Consider the following 17,030-nt stretch of genomic DNA (forward strand, 5'->3'; position numbering starts at 1 on the left):
CTCTCCTTATTCATGTTCAAAAATCTCAATCAGTGGCTGTTCGTAACGCGTTTTAATGGTGTCGATCCACCACTGCTCATCGTGAAGGTCGAAAACGTGTAGCGCCAGATCATTGGTATCAGGCAACTGCTCTACCCAGACGGTGCCGGGTGTGGAGTTGATCAGGCAGGACAGCAGTGCCAGACCATAAGGGTCTTTCAGATCCAGTGGGATGCGGATGAACTGCGATTCAACCCCCTCAGCCTTGAACAGAATGATTCGACTGACGTTGAAACAGGAGCGTACGATTTCCACCATCGACATAAACAGTAAACGTGCCAGTACCACAGGTTTACGCAGCGGTGCCGGTGCGAGCGGGCGTAGCGGCCTGGCCAGCAGCGGCGCGGCGATAGCCAGCAGGCTGCCAAGCAGAATCTGTGCCGGTGCAATGCTTTGGCTGAGCAAAAGCCATATGATCAATAAGGCACCTGATAGTGCCGGAGCGGGAAGCCAACGACGTGTCATTGATCATCCTCCAGAACCGTATCGCCAATAACCGGTGATGATGCCAGGCGGTCTATATAAATAGCTGGCTGGTTGAGTGTTTCGGCACTGCGATCCAGGTACGCCATGGTGGGGCCTGCCTGGACGGTTAGCAGAACACAGACCAGGAGCAGGGCGGTAATGGGCATCACCTCTGAACGCTGCAGGTGAGGGGCTACCGGGTTCTGAGTGGCCCAAAAGGTGCGTACGCCAAAGCGCATTAGCGAAATAATACCTGCCAGCCCGGAGAGTATTATCAGCGGGATCATTATCCAGGTAACCACGCCAATGCCGGTGGCTGCATCCACAGGGTTAAGCAGGGTATGGAAAAGGCTGAATTTGGCAACGAAGCCTGATAGCGGCGGCAGCCCGGTAATCACCAGCGCACAGCAGGCAAATGCCAGCCCCAGGAAGGCTAATGCACCTGGAATGGCCTTCCCTACGGGTTCACCTGGTTTATCTTCAACCGCGAAGGCTTCCATGGTCAGGGCCAGCATGGCCGCTCCTGGTGTTCTGATACGGTCAATCAGTTCAATCAGCATCAGAAACGCCGCAACGGCAAGCGTCGAACTGATTAAGTAAAACAGTGCCACATTAATCAGCGCGGGTTGGCCATATCCCACTGCGGCGAGTAGCGTGCCGGATGATATGACGGCAGCATAACCCGCCATGCGTCCAGGCTCCTGACTGGCCAGCATGCCAATCGTGCCGAAGGCGAGGGTTGCCAGGCCGCCCCAGAGCAGAAGGTCAAAGCCGAAGCCTGCCGCAGGCCCCTCTGAGAACAGCAGTAACCACAGACGAATCAGTACGTACACGCCGATTTTGGTCATCAACACCATCATCGCGGCCACCGGTGGTGAGGCAGCCGAGTAAGTGGTGGGCAGCCAGAAGCCAAGCGGCCACATGGCGCTCTTGGTGAGAAACGCCAGGGCCAGAATAACAACGCCAATCTTCAGCAGCACCATATCTTCCGGATTCAATCTTTCCAGGCGTGCAGCCAGATCGGTCATGTTAAGCGTGCTGGTCGTGGCGTAGATCAGGGCCACACCGATCAGGAAGAAAAAGGAAGCCAATAGATTAACGACGATGTACTGCATGCCTGCACGGATACGCACGCTGTTGTAACCATGCAGAACCAGGCCATAAGAGGCCGCCAGCATTACCTCGAAGAAAACGAACAGGTTGAACAGGTCATTGGTAAGGAACGCGCCGTTGACGCCCATTAACAGGAACTGGAACAGCGAGTGGAAGTGCACCCCAATTCGGCTCCAGCGGGTCATCGCAAAAATCAGCGAAGCGGTTGCCAGGACCGAGGTAAGCAGTAGCATGACAGCCGTCAGCCGGTCGGCCAGCAGCACGATACCAAAGGGAGCCGCCCAGTTGGCAGAAAGGTATAAACCAATGCCGTCCGGCCAGTATTCATGGTCTGTCAGCAGGAGTAATGCCACCGCCGTCAATAGCATGGCCAATGTGCTGGCCAGGTTAATAAAAAACTTGCGCTGGTGATGGCGTTCATTAATCAAAATCAGCCCTGCCCCGAAGATCAGGGGCAGCAAAATGGGGGCCAGGATGACGTGCTGAACCCAGGGGAGACTCATCGGCTGGTCTCCTTGCCATCAACGTGGTCGGTACCCGTCAGGCCCCGTGCTCCAATCATCACTACAAGATACAGTGCCGTGGTGGCGAAGCCGATAACAATGGCGGTCAGTACCAATGCCTGGGGCATCGGGTCGGCGTACAGAGCAGGGTCAATGGTACCCTCGGCAAGCGTTAACGGTGGCTGGTTAATGGTGAGTCGTCCCATGATGAAGATGAAAAGGTTAACCGCATAGGAAATCAGCAATAAGCCAATAATGACCTGAAACGTCCGTGGACGGAGTAGTAGCCATACCCCGGAACCAAACATAATGCCCATGGCAATGGCGATCACAGCTTCCATTAGTTGGTCTCCTGTTTAGGGGCAGAGGGGGGCGCCATTGTAGTGGCGGGTAAGCGATGGCTGCGCACGGACTGATGTGCCAGGGCGACCAGAATCAGTATCGAGGAGCCTACGACCACACCAAATACACCCAAATCGAAGATGAACGCGCTTGGCAGGTGTACTTCCCCCAGCAGTGGCAGTGTGTAGTGGGCGGTGTGGCTGGTCAGGAATGGATAACCGAGTAACCAGGCACCCAGTCCGGTTGCGCAGGCGATGAGTAGACCAAAGGCAATCCAGCGGTGCGGCTGAAGGCGCAGATGCGTTTCCACCCACTGGGTTCCTGCCAGCATGTACTGAACAATAATGGCAACTGCAAAGATCAAGCCTGCGACGAAGCCGCCGCCGGGCAGATTATGGCCACGGATAAAGAAGTACGCGGCGATAACACCCATAATCGGCAGCAACAGGCGCAAATAGACACTGGGGATTTTCAGGTAGCCCGTTTCCACCTGCTGGGTTGGCGTCTGTCCTGCAGCGGGGTCGACGCTGTTGGTCTGTTGAGCGGGAATCGGCAGGCTTTCCGGTGCCGGGCGGAAACGCCGCAGCAGGGCATAAACGGTCAATGCCACAATGGCCAGTACCGCAATTTCGCCAAGGGTATCGAAGCTGCGGAAGTCAACCAACAGCACATTGACCACGTTGCTTCCTCCGCCTTCGCTTAGCGCGCGGGTAAGGAAGAAGTCAGAGATCCCTCCTGTAGAGGGGCCACGCAGCAGCGCCGCGTAGCTGACCAGGGCCATCGCCAGACCCGCGCAGGCCGCAATCACCATATCCCTGGAGCGACGCAGAATGGCGCGTTTTGACGTGATGATGCTCAGTTCCTTTGGAACGATACGGGGTGGCAACCAGCGCAGACCTAGCAGAATCAGCACAGTGGTGATGGTTTCCACCATCAACTGGGTGAGCGCCAGGTCAGGGGCCGACAGCCACAGGAACGCCATACTGGTAATAATACCCACGCCGCCTACCAGACTAAGCGCGGCCAGGCGATGGTATTTGGCCTGCCAGGCAGCCGCAACGGCACAGATGGCGCCAATCAGCCATAGCCCCGCGAACAGCCAGGAAAACTCACCATTGGCAGGTAGGATGAGCAGCGATACTGGCCGCACAATCAGCATTGGCACCGCCAGCAGCATAACCACCATCAGCAGCAACTGAGGCTGTAGGCGGCGGGTGCCGAGGAGTTTTTCCAGCAGCGAGGCGCTCGATGAGAGGCGTAGCATGGTGTTTTCATATGCTTGCTTACCATTGAAGCGGCCCAGCAGTGGCACATGGGTTGACTGGATGAGTCCATAGCGGAGGCGTAACCAGATATAGAACGCCACACCGCCTATCAGCGCCACGATGCTCATCGTCAGGGGCAGGTTGAAGCCGTGCCAAACAGCAAGGCTGTAATAGGGAGTTGCATCACCCAATACCGAGGTAACGGCCACATTCAGGAAGGGGCCGATACTCAGGCCGGGAATAATGCCCACGACCAGACAGCAAAGCACCAGAAATTCCACCGGGAAACGCATCCAGCGGGGTGGCTCGTGTGGTTGCTTTGGCAGGTCGTCGGGCTGTTTGCCGAAAAAGACGTAGATAAAGCGTAAAGAGTAGGCGACCCCAAAAATGCCCATCAGCACGGCGGCAATCGACATTCCCCAGTTATGTGCTGAACCAACGGCCAGTGCTTCGGCAAAGAACATTTCCTTGGATATAAAGCCATTGAGCAGCGGGACACCTGCCATGGCGGCACTGGCAACGATCGCCAGTGTGGCGGTATAGGGTAGTGCTGCGTAAAGGCCACGCAGGTGCCGCATATCACGGGTGCCGGTTTCATGGTCGATAATGCCTGCGGCCATGAACAAGGAGGCCTTAAAGGTGGCGTGATTAAGTGTGTGGAAAATCGCTGCCACCAGGGCCAGGGGAGAGCCAATGCCCAGTAGTACCGTAATCAGGCCCAGGTGGCTGATGGTGGAGTACGCCAGTAAGCCTTTCAAATCATGCTGGAAGATGGCAACGAAAGCACCAATCAACATCGTACACAGGCCGGCACCGGTGATGAGCCAGGTCCACTCAGGTGTTCCCGACAGCGATGGCCAGAGGCGCATCAGCAGGAACACGCCAGCCTTGACCATGGTGGCGGAGTGCAGAAAGGCGGATACCGGTGTGGGGGCCGCCATGGCGTGGGGTAGCCAGAAGTGGAAGGGGAACTGGGCACTCTTGGTTAATGCGCCTAACGCGACCAGCAACAGCATCGGGCGGTAGAGGGAGTGCTCGCGAATAAGATCACCAGAGGCCAGTACAACATCCAGCGAGTAGCTGCCAACGATATGGCCGAGCAGCAATACACCTACCAGCAGGCAGAGGCCACCGCTGGCCGTTACGGTGAACGCCATGCGTGCGCCCCGCCGTGCATCGGCACGGTGATGCCAGTAGCCAATCAACAGGAATGAGGTGAGGCTGGTTAGCTCCCAGAAAACGACCAACTGGATAAGGTTGCCCGATAGCACTACGCCCAGCATTGAGGCCATAAAGGCGAGCAGGAAGGAGAAAAAGCGTGGCACCGGGTCTGCCGGAGACATGTAATAGCGGGCATAAATCACCACCAGCAAGCCAATGCCCTGGACCAGCATGGCAAATAACCAGGCCAGACCATCCATGCGCAGCATAATGCTCAAGCCGTAATCCGGCAGCCAGGCAAATTCGTTACGGACAATCTCGCCAGCACCCACTTGGGTGTATAGATAGCTGGTAATCAACAGCCCTGATAGGGTGACACCGCCTGCCAGCCAGGCTTCCCGATTACGGGCGTTAGCGGGCATTAGTGCGGCAATAATGCTGGCAATGAAGGGCGTCGCGATCAATATGAGTAGCAGCATAGGAGTCCGTCAATAATAAAGAATTCTGATATTTCAGCGGTTATCCCGCTGCTCGCAAACGATTTGCCTGGCTAAACGAGTCTTCTCCCTGGGTACGCTCCTGCTGCATTAGTGTGGCCTTGTCTCCACCTTAAGTCGTAAAACTTACGTGATTGAAAGTATTGAGACAATCCTAATCTACGGGTAGTGAGTGTGCATGCCGGAACAAAATCGATCCTGGCCGGTAATTTTTTGCTTCAATTTTAGCCGGTAACAGTCGTGAGGAGCGAGTCGCTTCCTGGTAAACTGTGCCCCCACTTTGCCAACACTGGTGTGGTTAACTGGTTTGGTTGATCAGCGAGGTAACCTGTGACCATTCGCTTCATTGCTGCTTCCCGGCTGCCCACCCCCTGGGCCACATTTACCATGCATGGTTTCGAGGATGAAGCCACAGGCAAGGATCATATCGCACTTACGTTGGGTGATGTGAGTGGCGATGTGCCGGTGTTGGGGCGTGTGCACTCGGAGTGTTTAACCGGTGATGCTCTGTTCTCCATGCGCTGTGACTGCGGTTATCAGTTACAGGAAGCGCTCAAACGTATTGCCGAAGAGGGGCGGGGCGTACTGCTCTACCTGCGCCAGGAAGGGCGCGGCATTGGCCTGCTAAATAAAATCCGTGCCTACCACTTACAGGATCAAGGCGCTGATACGGTGGAAGCCAATGAACAACTAGGCTTTGGCGCTGATATGCGCCGTTACGACCTGTGCGTGCCGATGCTCGACCACTTGGGCATCACTGCATTAAAGCTGATGACCAATAACCCCCGTAAAGTTGATGCCCTGACCCGTGATGGTGTCAACGTGGTGGAGCGCTTGCCTATCACGACAGGCCTTAACCCTCACAACGAGCATTACCTCTCAACCAAGGCGGGCAAACTGGGCCACATGATGGCACTGGATGATTTTACTCAGGCAAGCGACGTGGATATTGAGCGCAAAGGGTAGGACGTTCCGGGTTAGATCTGGGTCAGGCAGTGGAAAGCCATGGCGGCGGCGGAGGTGCGGTTCTCAACGCCCAGCTTTCGGAATACCTGCTCCAGATGCTTGTTGACCGTGCGTGGACTCAGATCCAGGATTTGACCAATTTCCCGATTGGTTTTGCCTTGAGCGATCCACAACAGCACCTGGGACTCTCTGGCCGTCAGGCGCAGTTGCGCCTGGAGTAGCTGGCTTTCTCCTTCACCATCCTTGTGCAAGAGCCGAAACAGATATTCCTGGTGATCAGTGGTGCCCAGATAGCGTAACCGGAACTCGCCAATGTCGAGATGCAGAGAGAGTTGACTGCCTGGTTCTGGCGAGCGGGAAAGCCAGCGCTGGATCTGCTGGGCCGTTGCGGCACGTGCTGCCCCATGAGATGGGTCGGTTTCGCCCAGGTACTGGTTGACTTGTGGGGTCGACCAGCGCCAGTTGCCGTCAAGGCTGGTGGCAAATACCGACTGGCCTAGTCTGTCCAGGGCTGAGTAGGCGCTTTGGGTCATTCTGGCGTTTGCCAAATGTACACGTATGCGGGCCACGAGTTCGTCGGTGCGTATCGGTTTGGTGACATAGTCCACTCCTCCTGCCTCCAGGCCGTGGACAACATCCTCGGCATCACTCAAGCCCGTCATGAAGATCACAGGAATGGTCGAGAGTGCTGGCTGCTGTTTCAACTGGCGGCAGGTTTCAAAGCCATCCAGGCCCGGCATCAAGGCATCGAGAAGAATGAGGTCTGGCATCATTTTTATTGCAATATCAATTGCCTGCTTTCCCTCAAGTGCTAATAGAGCATTCATGCCCGCCTGATCCAGCGCATGGTGCACCATGCTGAGCGAGTCAGGTGAGTCGTCCACGACCAGGATAAGGTCCTTACGTTGTGGAAAGGTCATTGTTCTGCCTCTAAAAGTTGAGCCACTCGCTTGAAATCCAACCGCTTTAACAAGCTGTTCAATTGCGAGGCGAAGGAGGGCGTTATTGCGCCCTGTTCGACAGCCAGGAATAAACGGCTCTTCAGCCCTGACAAGTGGCCTATTTCTGCCAGGGCCAGCAGTTCATCACGGAGTTCGTCGGACATGATAGTGGGCGGTACGAGGGGTAGGCCCTGTTGGGGAGCATTGGTGGTACGCCAGGTCAGTTGAAGCTGTGTGGCCAGAATATCGAGCAGTTCCGAATATTTGAAAGGTTTGACCAGATAGTCATTATGTAACGCATCGGCTCGATTTAACTGATTACTTTCCCGAGCATTTGCCGACAGCATGACGATCGGGCCGGTATAGTGCTGTAAGCGCAATTGATGTGCTGTTTCCCAGCCATCCATCGTTGGCATGGCGACGTCAAGTAAAACTAGGGCTGGAGGGTTTTGCTGAGCCAGATGTAGGGTCGTTTCTCCATCAGGCGCTTCCATGATCTGAAATCCGAGCGGCGACAGCATATCGCTGATGAGTCCACGGTGTGATGGATTGTCATCAGTGACCAGTAGGCTGAGTCGCGGGCCATGATAGCCGATGACAGAGTGGTGAGGACGCTGCTCATGGGTGTGTGTTTCTGGCAGCGCACTGGATAACATCAGGCTGAGGCGGAACTCGCTGCCGGCTCTGGGTTGGCTTGTCACCTGTAGGTCGCCTCCCATGATATCCGTGAGGAGCTTGGTGATTGTCAGCCCCAGCCCCGTGCCATGAACAGCAGGCACGCCAGGTTTTCGAACCCGCTCGAAAGGCCGGAAAATACGTGTTAGATCAGCCTCATCAATACCCACACCGGTATCGCTGATGGTGAATTCTGCTACTTGGTTCCGGTAGCGTACCTTGAGTGTGACTTCCCCGTGATTAGTGAATTTAATGGCATTGGAGAGCAGGTTGATCAATATTTGGCGTAGGCGTTTTTCATCGGTATGCACCCATTCGGGTATATGGCCTTGGTCATAAAAGATAAAACGGATGTCTTTCTCTTCTGCCTGTAACTGAAACATGGACACCAGTTCTTCAATCAGCACTCTTAGACGTATCCGGTTGCGATATAACTCCAACCTTCCCGCTTCGATTTTGGATATTTCCAACAGGCCTTCAATGAGATCGGACAGGTGTTCGGTGCTGCGTCGAATGGTTGATACGGCCGCGCGCCGCTCTTTGGGGATCAGCGGGTCCTGCTCCAGCATTTGTGCATAGCCGAAGGCGGCATTGAGGGGGGAGCGCAATTCATGACTGAGGCCGGTCAAATAACGGCTCTTGGCCTGATTGGCAGCTTCGGCCAGCTCTTTGGCCTGTTGTAGTTCACGGTCCGTCTTTTCGTGTGCCTCAATCTCTGCGAGCAGCATGCGGGTCTGACGATGGGACTCCTCCTGAGCCACGACTCTGCTTTCGTGTGCCAGCACGAATAGCCAGGAAATCACCCCACTGATAATCACCAGAATGGCGAAAATCTGTGCCAGCGTGGCGGCCATCAGTGTGCGTGTCGCATCACTTACATCGGGGAGCTGGTAGTAAACCAGTGCCAAAAAGCCTGCGATGATCAGGCTCACCAGCAGCAGCAAGGAAATAAAGTGGCCAAGGCGTGTATTAAGGGGGGGAAGGATGCGTTTCAAAGGGCTGTTTTCCAGCCATATAACCAATTGCTGTGGAAAGGAGGAGTGGGACTTGCAGGCATCATTACAGCGTGCATCCAGTGAGCAGCAGAGCGAGCAGATAGCACCATTATAAGCAGGGCAGAAAGCCATATCCTCTATATCGAATTGATGCTCGCAAATGACACACGCCTGCCCCTGAATCGAATGGCTTGGTTCCGGGGTGCGCGCAATGTAGTACCGCCCCTTTGTCAGTAGCGCAATGCTGGGAGAGGCAATAAGGGCGATCACCAGCGCCAGGAAGGAGGCGAGAGCCGCCGCAGTAGCGCCCCATAAACCGGCACTCGCGGCAAAAGCAACCACTGTCGCGAGGATGACCGCACCAAAGCCTACCGGGTTAATGTCATACAAATAGGCACGTTTAAATTCGATATGTCGAGGACTGAGGCCCAAGGGTTTGTTAATCACCAGGTCTGCGACCAAGGCGCCAATCCAGGCCATGGCGACCATTGAGTAGTGGGAAAGGATGACCTCAAAGGCGCGATAGATACCAATTTCCATGAGCACGAGGGCAATCATGACATTGAATACCAACCAGACGACGCGCCCTGGATGGCTATGTGTCAGTCTCGAAAAGAAGTTGGACCATGCAATCGAACCCGCGTAGGCATTGGTCACATTGATCTTGAGTTGCGAGAGAATGACAAAGATACCTGCCAGTGCCATCACGGTGGCCGGGTGGCCAGTCATATAGCTGAAGGCGACCATGTACATATGCATGGGTTCCTGGGCCAGTTCCATTGATAGCCCATGTTCAAGCGCCAGCACGGCCAGGAAGGAGCCGAGCAGGGTTTTGATGGCGCCTACCACTATCCAGCCCGGCCCCCCGGACAACATGGCCAACCACCACTTAAAACGCTGTTTGGGCTGGGGTTCCGGAAGGAAGCGCAGGTAGTCCACCTGCTCGCCGATCTGAGCGATAAGGGCAAACATGACGGTGGCTGCGGCGCCAAACAGCAGGATATCAAAGCCACCGTCACCCTGGGTTGGGCTGTCAAATTCCAGCCAGCGGGGTAAGGAGTGAGGGTCCTGCAACAGAATAAAGAGAAAGGGGGCCAGTTGTAGCAAAACCCAGAAGGGCTGCGTCCAGGTTTGAAAACGACTGATATAAGTAAATCCGTGGGTCACGATGGGAATCACGACAACGGAACTGATCAGATAACCTATCGTGAGTGGAATACCAAATAGAATATCCAGCGCCATGGCCATGATGGCGGCTTCCAGCGCGAAAAATATGAAGGTGAAGGTGGCGTAGATGAGCGAGGTCAGCGTTGAGCCAAGGTAGCCAAAGCCAGCGCCGCGTGTCAACAGGTCAATATCCACGCTGTAGCGGGCTGCGTAATAGCTGATCGGTATGGCCAGCAAGAAGGTCACTAAACTGACGGTCAGAATCGCCGCGATGGCATTGGTAATGCCGTAATTGAGGGTAATGCTGGCACCAATGACCTCAAGTGCCAGAAAGGATATGGTTCCCAGCGCCGTTAAGGCAACACGACGGTAACTCCAGCGGCGAGCCGACTTCCCTGTGTAGCGTAATGCAAAATCTTCCAATGTTTGGTTGGCAACCCACTGATTGTAATCGCGCCGGACAGGAAAAATACGTTGTTTGGTCGTTGTCATGTCTGGCCTTGTGCGGGCATTGACAGGTAGGACTTCTGTTTCCCTTTTACCAAGACCCTAAGTTGTATTGTTAACCATTGCCATGGGGAAAATGACGTAGGTAGCTGGTGCATTCCTCGCATGGTGCGATGGCATTATGCGCGCCAATACTGTTGGCGTGGAATCGATGCAGGTTCCGAACAATCGCTAACACGGGGAATCACCATCATGCTTACGCAACGTACTAGAACCTCACGTACAGGGCATTTGCCACTGCGACGCCGACTGCTGGCCGGGCTGGCGGCGTTGCCCTTGGCACTGGCCATCTCATCCACTACCGCTTGGGGTAACCCACCTACCAGTGAGGTGAATACCACCGGTTTGGCGGTGACGGATGACACGGTTCAGGTCGGTATCCTGCACTCGTTGACTGGCACCATGGCGATCAGTGAAACAGGCTCTGTGGAGGCAGAGCAGTTGGCGATTGAACAGATTAACGCCCAGGGCGGCATACTGGGTCGGCAAATTGAATACATCATTGAAGATGGCGCCAGCGACTGGCCCACATTTGCTGACCGCACCCGCAAGCTGCTGACTCAGGATAATGTGGCAGCCATTTTTGGCGCCTGGACATCAGCATCACGTAAAGCCATGTTACCGGTTCTGGAACGGGAAAATGGACTTCTTTATTACCCTACCTTTTATGAAGGCCTGGAGCAGTCCCCCAATGTTATTTATACCGGCCAGGAAGCCACACAGCAGATACTGGCAAGTATTGACTGGGCCTGGAACGAGCAGGGAGCAAGAACGTTCTATTTAATCGGCTCTGACTATATCTGGCCGCGCACTTCAATGAAGATCGCCCGTATCCATATTGAAGAGGTGCTTGGTGGAGAAGTCGTCGGTGAAGACTATGCCCCTCTTGGGCACACCTCCTTTGGCTCTAACATCAACCGTATCCGGCTGCGTAGGCCTGATGTGATTTTTGCCGCTGTTGTGGGTGGCAGTAACGTGGCGTGGTTTCGTCAGCTAAACGCAGCCGGTATCAATGGCGACAATCAAACGCTGCTCACTATTTCGGTGACCGAAGATGAAGTGCTCGGGATAGGTGGTGAGAACGTCGCTGGTTTCTATTCGGCAATGAAGTATTTCCAGAGTCTGGATAATGAAAACAATGCTGCCTTCGTAGAGGCTTTCCAGGAGCGCTGGGGAGCAGACAGTGTCATCGGTGATGTAACGCAAGCCGCCTACCTGGGTCCATGGTTGTGGAAGGCCGCTGTTGAAAAAGCTGGCACATTTGATGTTGACGCTGTTTCAGCCGCCATGGCGGATATTGAGCTGACAACAGCGCCTGAAGGCTACGTCAAAGTGCACCCGAATCGCCACCTTTGGAGCAAGACGCGCATAGGCCGCTGGAATGAAACCGGGCAGGCGGATGTTGTCTGGGAGTCGGACCTGATCGAGCCTAACCCTTTCCCCGAGGGATACCAGTAATCAATAACTCTGTCTGCGGCAACTTAGTTGCCGCAGAGCCGCTGTTATTTGTTTGATATCAACGGGGGGACTCCATCATGGATGGATTCACAACACAGGAGCTGATGGCCATTCTGGCGATGCAGGGCTTTGCTGGGGTCAGCTTCTTCAGCGTTCTGCTACTGATGGCCTTGGGGCTGGCAATTATTTACGGTCAGATGCGTGTGATCAATATGGCGCACGGCGAGTTCATGGTGATGGGTGCCTATGCCACTTATCTCTGCTCCATCACGCTGGGCCAATTTCCGGGGATGACCGACTACTATCTGTTTCTTGCCCTTCCGATTGCCTTCGCAAGTGCGTTCGCGATGGGCTATCTGGTGGAGTGGGTGCTGATACGCCACCTATATCACCGGCCCCTGGATACGCTATTGGCGACCTGGGGGCTGGCGCTCATCATGCAGCAAGGCTTCCGGTCGATATTCGGGGCACGCGAAGTCAGTGTCACGGTGCCCGGTTGGCTGCGCGGTTCCTACCAGCCCACCATGATGATCGACATTCCTCTCAATGGCATTGCCATTCTTGTATTAACGCTATTTGTCACTCTAGGCGTGTGGTGGCTCCTGTTTCGTTCACGCTGGGGGTTACGGGTCCGCTGTACGACCGCCAATCGTGAAATGAGTGGGGCGATTGGTATCAATACCAAGCGTGTTGACCGTATGACGTTTGCCTTGGGTTGTGGCATTGCCGGTATCGCCGGTGCAGCGTTCACCACGATTTCCTCTACCGGCCCGACCAGCGGCTCGCTGTATATCGTCGATACCTTCCTGGTTGTTGTGTTTGGGGGTGCGGGCAGTCTGCTGGGTACTATCGCCTCCGCGTTCTCCATTGCTCAGGCGCAGTCGGTAATGGAGTTCTTCATGGGGGGATCAATGGCGAAAGTGCTCACCCTGCTAACCGTTATAGCCATTTTGTTGATGCGTCCTGAAGGTTTGGTCGCTAGCAAGGTGCGTCGTTAAGGAGGTGTCACCATGACATTGATCAATCGCCTGTTTACAGGACGCCATGCAAGTTTGGGGGGCATCGCCCTGCTGGCGCTCATCCTGATCGTCGTGATGCCCATGGCCCTGGACCTCTATCGCCTGAACCTTGCGGGGCGCTATTTAACCTATGCCTTTGTCGCGCTCGGTCTTGTGTTGTGCTGGGGGTACGGCGGCATTCTTAGCCTGGGCCAGGGTATCTTTTTTGGAGTGGGTGGCTATGCCATGGCGATGTTCCTGAAACTTGAAGCCTCTGACCCCGAGAGCACCAGCATCCAGACGACCCCCGGTATCCCGGATTTCATGGACTGGAACCGGATTACCGAACTGCCCTGGTTCTGGGTACCCTTTGAAAGTCTGACGTTCACTATTCTGGCGGTATTGACACTGCCGGCCGCCTTTGCCTTTGTCATCGGCTATGCCATGTTCAAGCGTCGGGTAAGCGGTGTGTACTTCGCTATCATCACCCAGGCTCTGGCGGTGGTTCTGACGATTTTAATTGTAGGGCAGCAAGGCTATACCGGTGGAATCAACGGTATTACCGACTTGCGCACGCTGAAGGGCTGGGATATCCGCGATGATAGCTCTCAGTACCTGCTTTACTACCTCAATGCGGTGCTATTGATCGGCTGTGTGCTCATTGGCCGCTGGGTGCTGAGCAGCAAATATGGACGTATCCTGACAGCGCTGCGTGATCGGGAAGACCGGGTACGTTTCTCCGGCTACGATGTTGCCAACTTCAAGATCTTCATCTTTTGCCTGGCGGCTTTCATGTCGGGTATCGGCGGGGCGATGTTCACCCTGCAGGTTGGTTTCATGTCGCCCTCCTTTGTGGGCATTGTGCCCTCCATCGAGTTTGTTATCTTCGCCGCCGTTGGCGGGCGCCTGTCGCTGCTGGGCGGGGTCTATGGCGCCTTGTTGGTCAGCTATGCCAAGACCCTGTTCGCCGAAGCTTACCCCCAACTCTGGCAGGTCATGATCGGCACGGTATTTATTTTAGTCGTGCTGATACTGCCGTATGGACTGGCAAGTGTGGTGGACCGCTACTGGCCGCTGCTCAGGTCACGCCTGCCGCTAGCCAGGAGGTCATCCGCCAGCAGTTCCTCTACCACGGAGAGCCGCCCATGAGTTCAAACACCGACTTTCTACTCGCTATTGAGGGGCTCACGGTGTCTTTTGATGGCTTCAAAGCCATTGAAGGGCTGAATTTCTACATGGATGAAAGTGAGCTGCGCGTCGTCATTGGTCCTAACGGTGCTGGCAAGACGACCTTGCTCGACCTGATTTGCGGCAAGACCAAAGCCACCGAAGGGTCCATTAAGTTTCGCGGCAAGGAGCTGACTCAGTTGCGTGAGCATCGCATTGTCTGGGAAGGGGTGGGGCGCAAGTTCCAGAACCCCTCCATTTATGAAGGGCTGAGTGTCTTCGACAACCTGGAAGCCTCCTACCCGGAAGGGCGCAGTGTGTTTGGCGCATTGGCCTTCAAGCGAGACGAGCAGGTGGTGCAGCGCATTCATAACGTTGCCAGGGAAATCCAGCTGGAAGACCGCCTGGATATGGAAGCTGGCCTGCTCAGTCACGGTCAGAAGCAGTGGCTGGAGATTGGCATGTTACTGATCCAGGAGCCGGAACTGCTGATGCTGGACGAGCCGGTGGCCGGGATGAGTGCCAGTGAGCGCCAGGAAACCGCCACCTTGCTCAAGCGTATTTCCCAGGGGCGCTCGGTGATCGTTATAGAGCATGACATGGAGTTCGTGGCGGCGCTGGGTGGCAAGGTTACCGTTTTGCATCAGGGCAAGATCCTGGCAGAAGGGGATATTGAAACGGTCAAGCAGAACAAGCACGTCATCGACGTATATCTGGGCCATTGAGGCTTAAGGAGATCAAAATGCTCGACGTCAGCAATCTGCAAGTGAGCTATGGCCAGAGCCAGGTTATCCACAACATGAGTTTTACCATGGGCAAGGAGGAGTCGCTGGCCGTGATGGGACGCAATGGCATGGGAAAGACCACCTTGTTCAAGGCTCTGATCGGTATTCTGCCTAGTGAAGGAAAATTAATGCTCAATGGGCAGGATATTTCTGGCATGTCCTCACACCAACGGGTGGCCGCTGGGCTGGCCTATGTACCCCAGGGCAGGATGATCTTCTCCAATTTGAGTGTGCAGGAAAATATTGAAGCGGGGCTGGAGACCGCCAGGGCGAAGAAAGTGCCAAGTGAAATATTCGACCTGTTTCCGGTGCTGCATGACATGCGTCACCGCAAGGGAGGCAACCTGTCGGGGGGGCAGCAGCAGCAGCTTGCCATTGCTCGTGCGTTGGTTTCTGAGCCCAAGGTACTTCTGCTCGATGAGCCGACCGAAGGTATTCAGCCCTCTATCATCAAGGAGATTGCCGCCACCCTGAATGAGATCCGCGCGATGAAGAAAATCGCCATCCTGGTATCGGAGCAGGTGCTGAGTTTTACCATGGAAATGGCCGACCGCCTGGCGGTGATTGAGAAAGGCTCCATTGTTCATGAGGAGCGGCGTGAAACGGCGGATCAAGCCAAGATAGCCAGTTTTCTGGCGGTTTAGAGGTGCCCGTACCGCTTTGCCATGCAGTCGGGGCCATCAATTAACGTTTAAGAGGAAGCTTTTATGCGTCACGGTGATATTTCCAGCAGTGCAGATACGGTTGGTGTTGCAGTCGTCAATTACACGATGCCGCGGCTGCATACGCGAGCGGAAGTAGTTGAGAATGCCCACAGGATTGCTGACATGGTCAGGGGCATGAAAGTAGGCCTGCCAGGCATGGATCTCGTAGTGTTTCCCGAGTACAGCACCATGGGAATCATGTATGACAACGACGAAATGATGGCGACGGCGGCCACTATTCCCGGTGCTGAAACGGCTATCTTTTCCGAGGCTTGTCGTGAGGCCAATACCTGGGGGGTCTTTTCACTGACAGGTGAGTGCCATGAAGAGCATCCCCACAAAGCGCCCTACAACACGCTGGTACTGATTAATAATCATGGCGAGATAGTACAGAAGTATCGTAAGTGCATTCCCTGGTGCCCTATCGAGGGCTGGTATCCAGGTGACACCACCTATGTCACTGAAGGACCCAAAGGGCTCAAGATCAGTCTGATTATTTGTGATGATGGCAACTACCCGGAGATTTGGCGTGATTGTGCGATGAAGGGAGCCGAACTGATCGTGCGCTGTCAGGGCTACATGTACCCGGCCAAGGAGCAGCAGATCATGATGGCAAAAGCGATGGCGTGGGCTAACAACTGCTACGTCGCGGTTGCCAATGCTACCGGGTTTGACGGCGTCTACTCCTATTTCGGCCATTCTGCCATTGTCGGTTTTGATGGCCGCACGCTGGGTGAATGTGGTGAAGAGGATATGGGCGTGCAATATGCACAGCTCTCGGTCAGTCAAATCCGCGATGCCCGCGCTAATGATCAATCCCAGAACCACCTGTTTAAGCTGCTGCACCGTGGTTATACCGGCATGTACAACTCCGGGGATGGCGACAAAGGGGTGGCCGACTGCCCATTCGACTTCTACCGCACCTGGGTGATGGATGCCGAGAAGGCACGCGATCAGGTAGAAGCCATGACCCGTGGCACCATTGGGGTGGCCGGTTGCCCCGTCGGTGAATTGCCGGTGGAAGGCAAAGAGCGTAGCGCAAGTTAGAGACCGGGCATGCTTTTCATCAACGACCAGCCAGCGGCCCATCAGGCCGCTGGCTCTCGTGGCCGCATTGGCAGCCGGCCCTCCCGGTTTTTGTTTGACCCTCATGAGGTCATGGCGTTGCTACGTTCACGCTGCTGTCAGGCCCCTTTGAGTTGTATACGTCATATAACGTAGCCATCAGGGGGTATTAGCTTATGGTCGCTGGCGTGCCGGTTTTACATAGTTGAGAGCGGGA

13 protein-coding genes are annotated in these 17,030 nt (G+C 55.1%); 7 read left to right on the forward strand and 6 right to left on the reverse strand.

Annotated elements, in window-relative coordinates:
- Window positions 1–6: 6 nt before the first annotated feature.
- From HP566_RS08335 to HP566_RS08350, 4 genes are read right to left on the reverse strand one after another with little or no spacing between them, the layout of a single operon-like run.
- Window positions 7–504: a Na+/H+ antiporter subunit E gene (locus HP566_RS08335; RefSeq protein ID WP_249976794.1), complete on the reverse strand. Its 498-nt coding sequence runs from the start codon at window positions 502–504 to the stop codon at window positions 7–9.
- Complete coding sequence (locus HP566_RS08340) at window positions 501–2,120, reverse strand: monovalent cation/H+ antiporter subunit D (RefSeq protein ID WP_249976795.1); 1,620 nt, start codon at window positions 2,118–2,120, stop codon at window positions 501–503. Before HP566_RS08340 ends, HP566_RS08335 begins: the two co-directional genes overlap by 4 nt.
- Window positions 2,117–2,461: a Na+/H+ antiporter subunit C gene (locus tag HP566_RS08345; RefSeq protein ID WP_249976796.1), complete on the reverse strand. Its 345-nt coding sequence runs from the start codon at window positions 2,459–2,461 to the stop codon at window positions 2,117–2,119. The genes HP566_RS08340 and HP566_RS08345 overlap by 4 nt, the downstream gene beginning before the upstream one ends.
- Complete coding sequence (locus HP566_RS08350; protein WP_249976797.1) at window positions 2,461–5,367, reverse strand: monovalent cation/H+ antiporter subunit A; 2,907 nt, start codon at window positions 5,365–5,367, stop codon at window positions 2,461–2,463. The genes HP566_RS08345 and HP566_RS08350 overlap by 1 nt, the downstream gene beginning before the upstream one ends.
- Before the next feature lie 348 nt (window positions 5,368–5,715).
- On the opposite strand from HP566_RS08350, the gene ribA reads away from it, so the two are divergent.
- The gene (ribA, locus tag HP566_RS08355; protein ID WP_249976798.1) at window positions 5,716–6,351 is read left to right on the forward strand and encodes a GTP cyclohydrolase II; all 636 of its coding nucleotides are present in this window, start codon (window positions 5,716–5,718) and stop codon (window positions 6,349–6,351) included.
- A gap of 11 nt (window positions 6,352–6,362) precedes the next feature.
- On the opposite strand, the gene HP566_RS08360 is transcribed toward ribA, so the two are convergent.
- Together HP566_RS08360 and HP566_RS08365 are read right to left on the reverse strand one after the other, a co-directional pair.
- The gene (locus HP566_RS08360) at window positions 6,363–7,271 is read right to left on the reverse strand and encodes a DNA-binding response regulator (protein WP_249976799.1); all 909 of its coding nucleotides are present in this window, start codon (window positions 7,269–7,271) and stop codon (window positions 6,363–6,365) included.
- A complete protein-coding gene (locus tag HP566_RS08365; protein ID WP_249976800.1) occupies window positions 7,268–10,621 on the reverse strand; it encodes a hybrid sensor histidine kinase/response regulator in 3,354 nt (1,117 codons plus the stop codon). Before HP566_RS08365 ends, HP566_RS08360 begins: the two co-directional genes overlap by 4 nt.
- 207 nt (window positions 10,622–10,828) lie before the next feature.
- Between HP566_RS08365 and urtA the strand changes: the two genes are divergently transcribed.
- The 6 genes from urtA to HP566_RS08395 all read left to right on the forward strand — a co-directional run bounded on the left by urtA (window position 10,829) and on the right by HP566_RS08395 (window position 16,795).
- Window positions 10,829–12,094, forward strand: a complete 1,266-nt coding sequence (urtA, locus tag HP566_RS08370) for an urea ABC transporter substrate-binding protein (protein ID WP_249976801.1) — start codon at window positions 10,829–10,831, stop codon at window positions 12,092–12,094.
- A 77-nt stretch (window positions 12,095–12,171) separates the two neighbouring features.
- The gene (gene urtB / locus HP566_RS08375) at window positions 12,172–13,092 is read left to right on the forward strand and encodes an urea ABC transporter permease subunit UrtB (RefSeq protein WP_249976802.1); all 921 of its coding nucleotides are present in this window, start codon (window positions 12,172–12,174) and stop codon (window positions 13,090–13,092) included.
- Window positions 13,093–13,104: 12 nt separating this feature from the next.
- The gene (gene urtC / locus HP566_RS08380; RefSeq protein WP_249976803.1) at window positions 13,105–14,241 is read left to right on the forward strand and encodes an urea ABC transporter permease subunit UrtC; all 1,137 of its coding nucleotides are present in this window, start codon (window positions 13,105–13,107) and stop codon (window positions 14,239–14,241) included.
- Window positions 14,238–14,984 (forward strand): urea ABC transporter ATP-binding protein UrtD, encoded by a 747-nt coding sequence (gene urtD / locus HP566_RS08385; protein ID WP_249976804.1) that lies wholly within the window; start codon window positions 14,238–14,240, stop codon window positions 14,982–14,984. The genes urtC and urtD overlap by 4 nt, the downstream gene beginning before the upstream one ends.
- Window positions 14,985–15,001: 17 nt before the next feature.
- Window positions 15,002–15,688, forward strand: coding sequence for an urea ABC transporter ATP-binding subunit UrtE (gene urtE, locus HP566_RS08390; protein ID WP_249976805.1), 687 nt, complete (start codon window positions 15,002–15,004; stop codon window positions 15,686–15,688).
- A 63-nt stretch (window positions 15,689–15,751) separates the two neighbouring features.
- Entirely contained in the window at window positions 15,752–16,795 is a 1,044-nt protein-coding gene (locus HP566_RS08395; protein WP_249976806.1) for an aliphatic amidase, read from the forward strand.
- The last annotated feature ends 235 nt before the right edge of the window (window positions 16,796–17,030 follow it).

The organism is Vreelandella olivaria (assembly GCF_023507745.1).
Taxonomy (GTDB): Bacteria; Pseudomonadota; Gammaproteobacteria; order Pseudomonadales; family Halomonadaceae; genus Vreelandella; species Vreelandella olivaria_A.

Excerpts from the sequence above, each read along its gene's own strand:
- HP566_RS08350 (WP_249976797.1), bottom strand. The coding sequence starts at position 5,367 with ATGCTGCTACTCATATTGATCGCGACGCCCTTCATTGCCAGCATTATT.
- urtE (WP_249976805.1), top strand. The coding sequence starts at position 15,002 with ATGCTCGACGTCAGCAATCTGCAAGTGAGCTATGGCCAGAGCCAGGTT.
- urtC (WP_249976803.1), top strand. The coding sequence starts at position 13,105 with ATGACATTGATCAATCGCCTGTTTACAGGACGCCATGCAAGTTTGGGG.
- HP566_RS08340 (WP_249976795.1), bottom strand. The coding sequence starts at position 2,120 with ATGAGTCTCCCCTGGGTTCAGCACGTCATCCTGGCCCCCATTTTGCTG.
- HP566_RS08365 (WP_249976800.1), bottom strand. The coding sequence starts at position 10,621 with ATGACAACGACCAAACAACGTATTTTTCCTGTCCGGCGCGATTACAAT.
- urtA (WP_249976801.1), top strand. The coding sequence starts at position 10,829 with ATGCTTACGCAACGTACTAGAACCTCACGTACAGGGCATTTGCCACTG.
- HP566_RS08360 (WP_249976799.1), bottom strand. The coding sequence starts at position 7,271 with ATGACCTTTCCACAACGTAAGGACCTTATCCTGGTCGTGGACGACTCA.
- HP566_RS08395 (WP_249976806.1), top strand. The coding sequence starts at position 15,752 with ATGCGTCACGGTGATATTTCCAGCAGTGCAGATACGGTTGGTGTTGCA.
- HP566_RS08345 (WP_249976796.1), bottom strand. The coding sequence starts at position 2,461 with ATGGAAGCTGTGATCGCCATTGCCATGGGCATTATGTTTGGTTCCGGG.
- HP566_RS08335 (WP_249976794.1), bottom strand. The coding sequence starts at position 504 with ATGACACGTCGTTGGCTTCCCGCTCCGGCACTATCAGGTGCCTTATTG.
- urtD (WP_249976804.1), top strand. The coding sequence starts at position 14,238 with ATGAGTTCAAACACCGACTTTCTACTCGCTATTGAGGGGCTCACGGTG.
- urtB (WP_249976802.1), top strand. The coding sequence starts at position 12,172 with ATGGATGGATTCACAACACAGGAGCTGATGGCCATTCTGGCGATGCAG.